Origin of the sequence: Paracoccus marinaquae, from assembly GCF_018860165.1 — a bacterium.
Classification (GTDB): Bacteria; Pseudomonadota; Alphaproteobacteria; order Rhodobacterales; family Rhodobacteraceae; genus Paracoccus; species Paracoccus marinaquae.
In genome coordinates this window covers 1-10,741 of record NZ_JAHKNG010000066.1, presented here as the reverse complement: position 1 = coordinate 10,741, position 10,741 = coordinate 1, and the positions used below count along the sequence as shown (strand labels likewise).

The 10,741-nt window shown below is 60.8% G+C and carries 12 protein-coding genes; 4 read left to right on the top strand and 8 right to left on the bottom strand.

Annotation, left to right across the window (positions count from 1 at the left end):
* Window positions 1-140: 140 nt before the first annotated feature.
* Entirely contained in the window at window positions 141-413 is a 273-nt protein-coding gene (locus tag KNW02_RS19330) for a helix-turn-helix domain-containing protein (protein WP_431356776.1), read from the top strand.
* Between the two features lie 154 nt (window positions 414-567).
* Here KNW02_RS19330 and KNW02_RS19325 read toward each other — a convergent pair whose 3' ends face one another.
* The 8 genes from KNW02_RS19325 to KNW02_RS19290 form a co-directional block, all read right to left on the bottom strand.
* Window positions 568-843, bottom strand: coding sequence for a helix-turn-helix domain-containing protein (locus KNW02_RS19325; RefSeq protein WP_348524791.1), 276 nt, complete (start codon window positions 841-843; stop codon window positions 568-570).
* Entirely contained in the window at window positions 840-1,178 is a 339-nt protein-coding gene (locus tag KNW02_RS19320) for a type II toxin-antitoxin system RelE/ParE family toxin (protein WP_216034827.1), read from the bottom strand. Before KNW02_RS19320 ends, KNW02_RS19325 begins: the two co-directional genes overlap by 4 nt.
* Before the next feature lie 82 nt (window positions 1,179-1,260).
* Entirely contained in the window at window positions 1,261-1,521 is a 261-nt protein-coding gene (locus tag KNW02_RS19315; RefSeq protein WP_216034826.1) for a hypothetical protein, read from the bottom strand.
* Window positions 1,521-2,162 (bottom strand): AAA family ATPase, encoded by a 642-nt coding sequence (locus KNW02_RS19310; RefSeq protein WP_216034825.1) that lies wholly within the window; start codon window positions 2,160-2,162, stop codon window positions 1,521-1,523. The genes KNW02_RS19315 and KNW02_RS19310 overlap by 1 nt, the downstream gene beginning before the upstream one ends.
* 137 nt (window positions 2,163-2,299) lie before the next feature.
* The gene (locus tag KNW02_RS19305) at window positions 2,300-3,361 is read right to left on the bottom strand and encodes a replication initiator protein A (protein WP_216034824.1); all 1,062 of its coding nucleotides are present in this window, start codon (window positions 3,359-3,361) and stop codon (window positions 2,300-2,302) included.
* A gap of 259 nt (window positions 3,362-3,620) precedes the next feature.
* Entirely contained in the window at window positions 3,621-4,112 is a 492-nt protein-coding gene (locus tag KNW02_RS19300) for a putative RqcH family protein (RefSeq protein WP_216034823.1), read from the bottom strand.
* Between the two features lie 17 nt (window positions 4,113-4,129).
* Window positions 4,130-5,911: a type IV secretory system conjugative DNA transfer family protein gene (locus KNW02_RS19295; protein WP_252734132.1), complete on the bottom strand. Its 1,782-nt coding sequence runs from the start codon at window positions 5,909-5,911 to the stop codon at window positions 4,130-4,132.
* Window positions 5,908-6,246 (bottom strand): mobilization protein, encoded by a 339-nt coding sequence (locus tag KNW02_RS19290; protein ID WP_252734131.1) that lies wholly within the window; start codon window positions 6,244-6,246, stop codon window positions 5,908-5,910. The genes KNW02_RS19295 and KNW02_RS19290 overlap by 4 nt, the downstream gene beginning before the upstream one ends.
* Window positions 6,247-6,892: 646 nt before the next feature.
* On the opposite strand from KNW02_RS19290, the gene mobQ reads away from it, so the two are divergent.
* From mobQ to KNW02_RS19275, 3 genes are all read left to right on the top strand, one after another.
* Window positions 6,893-8,053 carry a MobQ family relaxase gene (gene mobQ, locus KNW02_RS19285; protein ID WP_216034822.1) on the top strand — a complete coding sequence of 387 codons (1,161 nt, stop codon included), beginning with the start codon at window positions 6,893-6,895 and terminating at the stop codon, window positions 8,051-8,053.
* Between the two features lie 120 nt (window positions 8,054-8,173).
* On the top strand, window positions 8,174-8,734 hold the full coding sequence (locus KNW02_RS19280) for a trypco2 family protein (RefSeq protein ID WP_216034821.1): 561 nt from the start codon (window positions 8,174-8,176) through the stop codon (window positions 8,732-8,734).
* Complete coding sequence (locus tag KNW02_RS19275; protein WP_216034820.1) at window positions 8,735-10,483, top strand: S1 family peptidase; 1,749 nt, start codon at window positions 8,735-8,737, stop codon at window positions 10,481-10,483. It abuts the gene before it with no gap.
* The last annotated feature ends 258 nt before the right edge of the window (window positions 10,484-10,741 follow it).

Here is a 10,741-nt window from a genome sequence, read left to right as displayed (position 1 = left end):
TCGATTTTCAAGTTGCCGTCCTCGATGGAGCCACCGGGGATCGCACCGGTCCTTGCCGCGCGCGCCAGGCGGCATATAGCATCGGACATGCGCAGCCTACGATCCGTCAGCCAGGCCTCAGGTTCGATCCGGCCGATCCGATGGGAAAGATGTTCTTCAACATTCTGGCCACCTTCGCCGAGTTCGAGGCCGACCTCATCCGCATGCGCACCCGCGAAGGCATGGCCATCGCCCGCGCCAAGGGCAAGCTCCGGGGAAAGCAGCCGAAACTTTCGGAAAAACAACAAAGAGAACTGAGCCGGATGCACGCATCCGGCGAATACTCTATCAGCGATCTTGCTGAGCTCTTCTCCGTCTCAAGACCGACCGTCTGCAGGACCCTGCAGCGAAATTCGGCAAAAAATATGCCTTAGCGTAGGATCCTGCCCCCTCCGGCATCAGACCCCGGGAAGCGGAAAGACGCCCCCTGCCCGGCTATTGCGCGGGGCCGGAGGCTACCAAGCTTAACACTATGGCCAATAGTGTTAAGCGCCGCCTTCTGCTTTCATTCGCTATCGTGCTGGATGTTTAGCTAAGCGCCCGCCGTACTGCATCGGGTTCTTTTTCGATGACCCGCAGCAGCATCGCGGCCGGCCCACTCACATGGCGCTGACCCTGCTCCCATTTTCTGTAGCCAGACAAACTCATGCCCATCAAGGGCGCCATCTGCGCTTGGGTCAGCGCAGCGTGTTTTCGGACTTCTCGGGGATCAATCGGCTCGTGCACGATTGCAGGCCCCTGCCCTTTTCCATGGGCCACTGCTTCGGTCAGAGACTGAATCAGATCGTCACCGAATGTGCTCACCGTCTTTCCTTCCAAGCTTTCTTCAGTTGGGCTGCCAGAGCGGCGACCACACGTTTCTCGTCAGGCGTCATGTCCGTCTTGACGTTCTTGCCGTAAACCAAGAGCGCGTAGATCGGTATGGTTTCGTCCAAAAAGTAGTAGATCACCCGCGCCCCACCGCGCTTGCCGCGCCCAGAGGCGGCGAAGCGAACTTTGCGGACACCGCCCGTGCCGGGAATCTCGTCACCTGCTTCCGGGTTTGCCGCCAGGAAGTCGATCAGTTCCCGCTTTTGTTCTTCATCGAAGAGCTTTGCGGCCTGCCGAGAAAAGATCGGGGTTTCTGCTACTGTCTGCATGGCAAAATATAACCCATTGGGGCACAAATTCAAGTGCCCAATCGTGCATCTAGAATGTGTAGGAAGATATGATCCTAGGAAGCTACACCTTACCGTGCTTTTCTTCGAGTAGGCTGAGCGCTTCGGCCAAGAGGTCCGGCACTTTGCGGCGGGTTCGGATTGCAAGGATCTCATAGCCATCGGCGACGCGGCGTGTGACGCGTTTATTGAATTGGACTTTCTCGTCCTCGGCCACATTATCGAACTTCGTAAATTCGACAGACTTATTGCGTTCAGTGGATGCTTCTCCTGCTCCGCTCTGGCGGCGGCGCGGCGGCTCTGCGATCTGAAGACCTTTAGACATCACGCCGCCTCCTTGATTCCTGACAGGCGATTCATGATCGCCTGAGCGACTGCTATCGCTTTCTCCTGCACCTTGGGGAACGGCACTTCGGATGCAGCCCGTCCTTCCGCGTGGCCTTGGCGAATGGACGCGAGTTCCGGAAATGTCGGTTCAAGGACGTTCATCCGCGCCTTTCCAAGATAGGTGCGTGCGGCGCGGTCTTCGGCATCCGATCCCTTGGCTCGGCAGAAGCAGAAGAATATCCGATCCGATGGGACCCCGGCCTCCTCCAGTTCGTAGGCGGCCTCAACCTGCGGTTCCATATCGTCAAGACTATAGCCTGTCGGCATGAGTACCAGATCGCTGTTCTGCGCCATGACGCGGCCGCCTTGCTCGGCATGTGCCGGGCCATCGAGTATCATAAGGTCGAAGTTTTCAGCCTCTTTGATCGCCCGATCGACTGTTCGGTACTTCTCGACCGCCACTTCCGGGTGAAGTCCAGACTGGTCGCGCCGGGCCTTCCACTTGGTCGAAGTGCCTTGTGCCGGATCAAGATCGGCAATCTTCACGGTCCAGCCCACACGAGTCACTTCAACGGCCAAAAGCCTGGCTAGAGCGCTCTTCCCGACGCCCCCTTTCTGGGAAATTAAAGAGATGATCACCGCTGCCTCCTATTATTATTCATTCCTAGGATGCGAGGAATGAATAATGCGAACAAGCTAGACAGGTAGGACTCGACGATTCTAGGTTTCAAGAGTTGCAGATTTGCATTTCTCTAGATTGCTAGGATTATAATATTCTAGGGATGGCCACGTTTCTCGAACCACTTTGCGCAGAACCCGACAAAAGCCTTGTCCGGCTCACGGGGTGCATCGAGACCGCCGTCTGCCATCCAGCTTCGCCACGCTTGCTCCAGGTAGTGGACATCCCAGCCAGGTGCAGCTTTACGGGCCTGTTGATGGGCGTCGAAACCGAGCCTGATTGAATCAGCCGCTACATCGTTGGTTAGCGCATCCATCGTGCCCCGATTCTCGAAGATGACCATTTCACCTTCCAGCCGAATCGCATAATCCGGCATATGACGATGCGCTTCATCTTGTTCGACTATTGCACCGACAAGACGCCGAAACTCTCGTATTGTAGAGGTCGATCCGCATTTCCGCTGAAGGGCGGGGAGGCCGATGCGCCACTGCGTTTGCCGCCCACAGTGCTTGCGGGCCAGTTCATACAGGCGACGTTCTAGCGGTTTACGCAGGCGGAAGTAGTTGCGATGAAGAGTCAGGACCTCCTGCGCCCGAATAGCGTTAAAGACCCAATCCGACAGCTCGATTTCGATCTCCTGCATCCTGCCATCTCGGGTCTCTCGGAGGATCCGGGCACGGTCGATAATACTGAAGATGTCCAGTTGTTCGGTACCACCGGTGCTGATGTTCGTTTCGATCTGGGTGCCCTGAAGCCGAATAAGTGCCGCGCGAAGAGCGTTGTAACCGCGGCCATCGGTTACACGGTTTGTGGCCTTGAGCAGGTCGTAAGCCTTCAGCCGCACCACGCGCTGGACTTGCCGCCCTTCGTTAAGCGCCGCGATAACCTGGCTGATACAATAGATCAGGACATCGCGATCATGGATCGTAGCAAGGCCATCGGGAGAAGGGCGAACCTCAACGTAGTTTTTGCCGTTTTCATCTTCATATCGGCGGGTCTGAAAATCGGGCTTGGTCGAGAGCGAGAAGATAGGATGCGCCATTGACGCCATATCGCCCTTGGGAGCGGCATCGAAGATATCGCAAACGAAGAAATCCTTCTGATCTTGTCGATCAGGAAGGAGAGGGGACCGGTTGTCTTTCGTGATTTCACCCACCATGTGAGCACTTTCGTGATTTCACCCACGGCAGTCAAGGGATTCGTGATTTCACCCACACAGAAATCCTTTTCGTGACTCTACACACGCTCTTTCGTGATTTCACCCACGCCCTTTCGTGACTCTACACACGGGGGTGTCAGAAAAATTTATGTTTTCCAAACGGTTAATTGGCGTTTTTTTTGCTTAACACAGATTCTAACACCTATTTAACACCTGGGCCTGTGGATAACTCGCGCTGACAGCACTTCCGGCACCGGTCTCATGCTGAGAAGAACAGGCTCAGACCGACCGTCAGCACGACCGCCAGACCGGCGGCGCCGGCCCAGATGACGGGCACCTTTCGCCGCCACGCACTGGCATCCGCCAGTTCCTGCCGCAGCTTGTCGAGGCCCTCGTGTTCCGCCTGTTCCAGCTGCCTCAGTCGATGTCCGGTGTCGTTGTGCTGTCGATAAAGCCCGTCGATGGCGTTCTGGAGCTTCCGGAACAACGGATCGAGATTGGCGTCCAGCGCCTCGACCATCTGACCGGCATAGGTTTTCGCGTCAGTCTGTTTCGCGGCCCGGTGCGCGGCCTCCCGTGTGTCGGCCAGCGCCTCCATCATCATCACGATGAGCCGTTCCTGTTCGTCGATCTTCTCGCCCTGTGTGTCGATGCGTGCCGACATGCTGGCCACGACCTGGCCCAGGAGATCGAGGGTTTCGCGCAGGGCGGCGTCGGAAAGGGCGCGGGTGCCGGGATATTGATCGGGCATGGGTACAGGACCTCCTGTCAGGCGGGTTGCGGCGTAAAGAGATTTTCGAACTCGGGATCGGCGTAGTAGCGCAGTTTTTCGCCCAGCATGACCGGCTGGCCCTGCACGCGGAGCAGCTGGAGATGGGCCGGCATCTGCATGATCTCGTCGGGCGTCAGCAGGTCGCGGGCGAGCGGCGCGGTGGTCAGCGAGGCCGGTTCGCCCGGCTGATGGCTTTCCGAGTGCCCATAGGCGGTTTCCTTGCCGATGCTCTCGCTCAGCCATTTCGCGGTGTCGAGATCGTTGACCCCGAAGACCTGCTGCACGGCGGCATTGGCGAGGAAGGTGCCGGCGCGGGCGCCGTAGAGATCCCGGAGCTGGCTCAGGTCCTGCAGGATAGGCCAGAGCTGGATGCCGTAGCCGGCCATCAGCCCCATGCCGCGCTCCACCGCCTCCAGCCGGCCAAGCGCGGCGAACTCGTCCAGCAGGAAGAGGGCAGGGGCCGGGGCCGGGGCCGGCCGTGCGGCGTCCCTGCGCCGTTCCGGCGGCTCTGCGGCCTCCTGAGCCGCCTCGGGGGCCTCCAGCCCCTCTGTGGCGCTCCCGGAGCCGTTCAGGGCGCCTGCGGGCGCGTCAGCGGCGCTGTGGGTCTCTGCGGGGCGTTCCGCGGCCCGGGCGATGTCCTGAAGGGCCTGCGCCACCATCAGCCGCAGCCAGCGGCTGTAGGCATCCAGCCGGTTCGGCGGCAGGACGAGGAAGATCGAGGTCACGCCCCGGCGCAGATCGGCAAAATCCACGTCAGAGCGGGCCATCGCCGCGACGATGCGCGGGCTGTCGAGGAAACGGGTGTGCCGCTGCGCGTTCGACATGACCGAGGCGGCCTCGCGTTCGGCCTTGCCGGCGAAGCGGTTGGCAGCGCGGGCGATCAGCCCGCCGGCCGCGTCGCTCTCCTGCATCAGCTCCAGCAGAGCTGCCCATCTGGCGGGCGGCAGCGACAGATAATCCCGCACGGAGGCCAGTGTCCGGCGCTCCGGGGGCTCGTGGCAGGCACAGAACAGGATCAGCCCGGCGAGGAGCGATTTGGCCTCCTCGTTCCAATGCGCGTCATGGACCTGTCCGGGCGGGTCCATGACCAGCGCCTCGGAGAGTGTCGCGGCGTCGTCGCCGAGATCCGGATCACCGGGATCGAGCCCCGCCATCGGGTTGCAGGCGGCGGATGGCAGGCCGGTGACGCCGAAGGGATCGAGGACATGGACCGGGCCGAAGCGTTCGCGCGCCTTTGCCGCGATGCGGGCATTCTCGCCCTTGGGGTCGATCACCAGCACCGGACGGTTCGCGGTCAGCAGGTTGGGGATGATGGTGCCCACCCCTTTCCCTGCACGGGTCGGTGCCAAGGTCAGCAGATGGGCGGGGCCGTCATAGCGCAGCAGTTGGCCGGTGTCCGGATCGCGGCCGATCAGCAGCCCGTCACCCTGCTCGAAGGCCGCGCGTTCCGCCTTCGAGCTGAAGCGGGCGGAGCCGTGGCTGTTGCTCCGCCGGGCGAAGAGGTGATCGAAGCCGTGGAGATAGGTCCAGAAGCGCACCGCCAGCGCCCAGAAGGCCAGTTGCACGATGAGGAATCCCAGCCGGCCCGCCACGGAGGTCGGATCGGTCACCACGACTTCGCCGAGGATCAGTCCCCGGATCAGCATGAAGGTGACGATCCCTGCGCCCGAGGCCAGCAGCAGCAGGACCGCCAGCTGGAAGAGCAGCCAGGGCATCGCGATCGCCATCGCGGCCATCTCGGCGAGAAACCTGAACAGCCGGCCGATGACCCGGATCATCCGGTCGCCCCCGTGCCAGCATCCTCGACAGCCGGGGCAGGGGAGGCAGACCCTTCCGCGTTCCCCTCACCCGATCCTGCCGCCTCGCGTTCCGCGCTCCAGCCCTCGAAGGCCTTGCGGTCCTGATCTCGGGGCAGGTTGCGGATCAGCCGGTCGAGCATCCGGGCAGCGTTGTCATCGCGCCCCGCCAGATCGATCAGCGCCCCGCCGAGGATCACCTTGCGGCGGGTATCGAGCTTGCGCTGCTTCGCGGCTTCCCGGTTCTTCAGCGCCTGAAGCCGGGCCTTGGCCTGGGCATAGCGTTTCTCGGCGCGTTCAAGCTCGGTCTCCGCCATGGGGAATGATCTCCGTGATAAAATGAGCTAAGTTGAAACGGTGCTTGCCAGAACAACCGGTAGCGCGTACCCGTAGGCCTGTAAAGGACAAGGGCGCACTTATGCAAACTCTCCACCTGCGGTTCCGAGATTTGCGTGCGATCTCCCCGGGGCATAGCCCCGGCCGATGGCGAACCCCGTCCGACGCGATACGCGCCGGAATGGGAGGCGCCTTCGCCCTCCCAAACCCTCCAGAACCAACATGGGCTGTTGGATTGCCCGCCGGCGCGCATGGCCCCCTCCGCCTCGACCGGCCCTTTGCGGGCGGTCAGGCGTCAGGGACCGAGCGCCGGATGCCGCGGATCTCGTGGGGGCATAGTGACCCCGATCCGCGCCAGGCGCGCAAGCTGCGCGCCGCCTGTGCCATGCGCCGGCCTGCCGCCAATCATGGGGCAGGGCAGGCGGGGGCGTGGCACAGGAGAGCCCGGTGCTCGACGGTCTGGCTGACCGTCTCGGCCGGGCTGTCTTTTCCGATCCCTGCCCAGCCTTCCGGGGGGCGGCAGGGATCGGAAAAGACGGGCGCACCCTGTTGTCCGTTGCCGCGCGTTTTGGCGGGCAGACGGATCGCAGGGGGACACCGCCGCTCTTCACCGGAGGAGGGCGCGGCATGGCCAGCTATCACCTCTCGGTAAAAACCGTGAAGCGGTCGGCCGGGCGCTCGGCGACGGCCGCGGCGGCCTATCGGTCCGGCTCCGTCATTGCCTGCGACCGGGAGGGGCGCGTGCATGACTATTCCGCCAAGGGCGGCGTGGCCGAGAGTTTCATTGTCGCGCCGGCCGATGCACCATCCTGGGCGCAGGACCGGGCGGCGCTGTGGAATGCCGCCGAGGCGCGGGAGACCCGCCGCAATTCCGTCACCGCCCGCGAATGGGAGCTGGCCCTGCCGTCGGAGATCTCCGATGCGGAGCGCGCAGCGATCGCCCGCGACTTCGCGCAGGCCCTGGTTGATCGCTACGGCGTGGCGGCGGACGTGGCGATCCATGCGCCGCATCGCGAGGGCGACCAGCGCAATCACCATGCCCATGTGCTGACCACCACAAGGGCACTCGGCGCCGAGGGGCTGGGCGCCAAGACCCGCATTCTCGATGCGGCGCAGACCGGCGGCGCGGAGATCGAGGAAATGCGGGCGTTCTGGGGCCAGCTGCAGAACCGGGCGCTGGAACGAGCAGGCGTGGATGAACGGGTCGATCATCGCTCGCTGGAAGCGCAGCGCGCGGTGGCGCTGGAGCGTGGCGATGCGCTGTCGGCCGAGGCGCTGGACCGGGTGCCCGAGGTGAAGCTCGGCCCGGCGGCCAACGCGATGGAGCGGCGCGAGATGCGCGCGGCCGAGGCCGAAGGCCGGGATTACGTGCCGGTGACGGAACGCGGGGCGAGGGTGCATGCCGCGCGCCAGGCACGGGCGTTCTTTGCCGAGATGCGGGAACGGCTGGAGATGGCGCGCGACGCCTACGGGATTGCCCGCGAGCAGGGCGAGGGGCGGGTCGGTGCCGGGCTGGCCGCGCTCAGGGCCGCCGTGGGGAAAGACGGGGTCGGCAGGGAGTTGGGGGAGGGCGACGATACCGGCGATCTGCGCGACAGGCTGGCCACGATCCTTGGCAAGGATAGAGAACATCGTCAGGCACGGAGGGGACAGCAGGTCAATGAGCGGCTGGCCGATCTGCTCGGGCGGGAGCAGGATGCGCGTGAACATCCGGATCTCGGGGAAGAGCGCGCCAAGGAGCGGAACAGAAATATCGGGCTGGAGCGCGATGATGGGTTCGAGTTGTAGAAAAAAGAGCTAACTCGGTAATGACTGCGATGTGTCAGGCCTAGAAAAAAGTTGCCATAAAGTGATCGGGACGGCAGCATTACCTTCAAAGAGATTAAATTGGAAAAGATCGGAAGTCACATGCGATCAATCATCCTATCGTTTCCACTAGTACTTGCCATGGTGCAAATGGCACCCGCCGAAACCACGATCTCTCTCTCGGAGATGATACGGGACGTACAAGGAGCGCTTTTGGACGCACAGACGATACTGCGTGACAATGATATGCTGCCACTCTCCCAAGTTAAACTGACCCTCAACACGATCAATAGAACCGAAGCCGGTGGAAATGTTGGATTCTGGGTTTTCGTTGTTGGTGCATCGACTGAAAACTCGGTAACCTCTCGGGTTGAGATGACGCTGACGCCACCAGCGGCAGGCGCGTCTAATCCTGTCGCTGCATCGGGGCTCATTCGTGAGACACTGGCTCAAGCGATCGCTGAGGGGGCCGCAGCGCGCTCCGTGGCGGTGCAAGGTAATCCGCCTCTCGAGGCAACTGAATTCACCATCGCATTGGAGTTCGCTCTTATCGATAATGGGAGTGGAGGTATCGCACTTGCCGTCCCACCATTTACCGGTGAACTGTCCGGCAAGATATCACAATCCAACCTGCAGCGTATCTTGATGGATTTCAGTGAGTAGATGTGGACTTGGGGATTTGCAGCCGCGAGCATCATCCTGTCTGCCGGAGCTCTGTCTGCCGCTGGAATCTGTGATTTGAGCCAATATTGGCGGAACCCGTCACCAGACGATTTTAAGCGATATACGCTGGCCAAGGTCTATGACAGCGAGGGATTTGCCGAGGGCAACTTTCACGGCAACGCTTTTGTTCTTGATGCAGATAGCGGAATATTTCTGACTGCTTTTCACGTTGTGAAAGAAGCGGTTCCAAACACGTCATTCTTGCACGGTAAGCGGGTTGTGCTAAATTTTCCTAATGTATCTGGACAGAAGTCCTTCGAGGCTGAGATTGTAGCGATGCTTGATGAGCAGGCTGGCAATACCGAGATTCCGCGCGATCTCGCCTTGCTCAAGATTGTAGGGGAAGTTCCTTCCCATCTTATTAGTGCCCGTATTGCGCTATCGGAGATTCCGCCGGCTCAGGCTACGCTTTATTCCTACTTGGCGACGATGGCATCGCCCGGCGAGACCTCCGAGTCCCTCGATCGAGTGACCCAAAAGAACAACAGCGAGGCCTATTCCGCCTGTACTCTTAGCTTCGACATGGGGCCGGGACACGGGGAAAGCGGTGCGCCGCTTGTCATTGGAGGCTACGTCGTAGGTGTCATTCTGGATTTCCGCGATTTTGGCGGCCGTAGCTTCGGAGAGGTCATGCCCCTTCACTGCGCCCGAGCGCAGTTGATGAGGTGGGCCGCAATCGCGGACAGAGCCTCCACGTCTTCGCATATAGAAACTCTTCTAACGGCAGATAAACAGAACCTGTCGCTCTCACTGTCTTCGGACGGGCCTGACGATAGGATATCTAACTTTGCTGTCTCAGGTGCAATCGGGGAGATTATCTCCCGAATGGATTCTGACTCTGACAAGGCGCTTTCTTCCGATCAGTTTGCACGTCTATCTGAAAATTTTGTCTGCCCGCTCTACAGTGCGCTCAGTGCCCGGCAAATTTCTCTGAGTGGCAAAGAGATCGCCTCGATGTTGCAGCGATCTCAAGAGCGAGCCGAGATAAAGCAGATAGGCGACGAGTACTTGCGGACGGCGCAACGAATTGGACAAGATAATCCGGAGGCGAGTATTTTAGCAGGTAAAATCGCAATTGAGATGTACAAGTCCGCAATGGAAGAGACATCGACCGATGCGGGGCTTCCTGCCGATATCTCGCCTATCGAATTTGCAACTATTGCAGCATCGCGGGCAGATCGGCGACTCACTGCACAGACATTGAAAGGCCTCGCCGACAGCTTGTTGCTTACCGGCCGTCTCCAGAAAACGTCTGCTGAAATCTATGGCGAGTTCGGCGATGCAGATAGCATGGGCTCCGCAGTCATACCTTATTTTGAACGCTCCGCTATTGCGGCGTTGGCTTCGGCGGCGGTCAGTGGCGACTCGTTGCCGAAACTTGGCAGCAGTGCGCTTGCTACCTTTGCCGGCGCCGCTGGGGACCTCGGCTTGGAGCTAGATGCGAGCGAGGCGTACGCAGTAGCCTACAATAACGGTTTTAAGCCGGAGTGGGTGCTAAATAGTTATGAGTTAATGGCGGCGCGTGGCCAGTCTGCGGCGACAGGAGGAAGCCTCGCCAAAGTTCCAATAGATGAGTATTTCTCCGCCACAGCACCTGATAGTGCGAGCTTCGCAATAAAACAACTGGATCGTGGTGCCTTTGGGACCGGACGTAATCAACCGGCTGGGGCCGCGGCCATTTTTCGTTGACATGTGTTGATGATGTCGGGGCTGTCGCTGCCTCTCTCGGCGGTAGGCTCCGTCCATGAAGATTGGTCAGGACAAAGGTGAGCGTCCGATGTGGGGTCTGATGCCGGAGGGGGCAGGATCCTACGCTAAGGGTAAGCGCGACGTTGTGGCCCTATGCGGCGAGGCTTGACTGCTGATTGAATCGCCACGGCATGAGGTCTTCGATACCGTTTTGCGGGTGACCGTCGAGGATGGCGTGCAGGGTTGCTGCGATGTAGT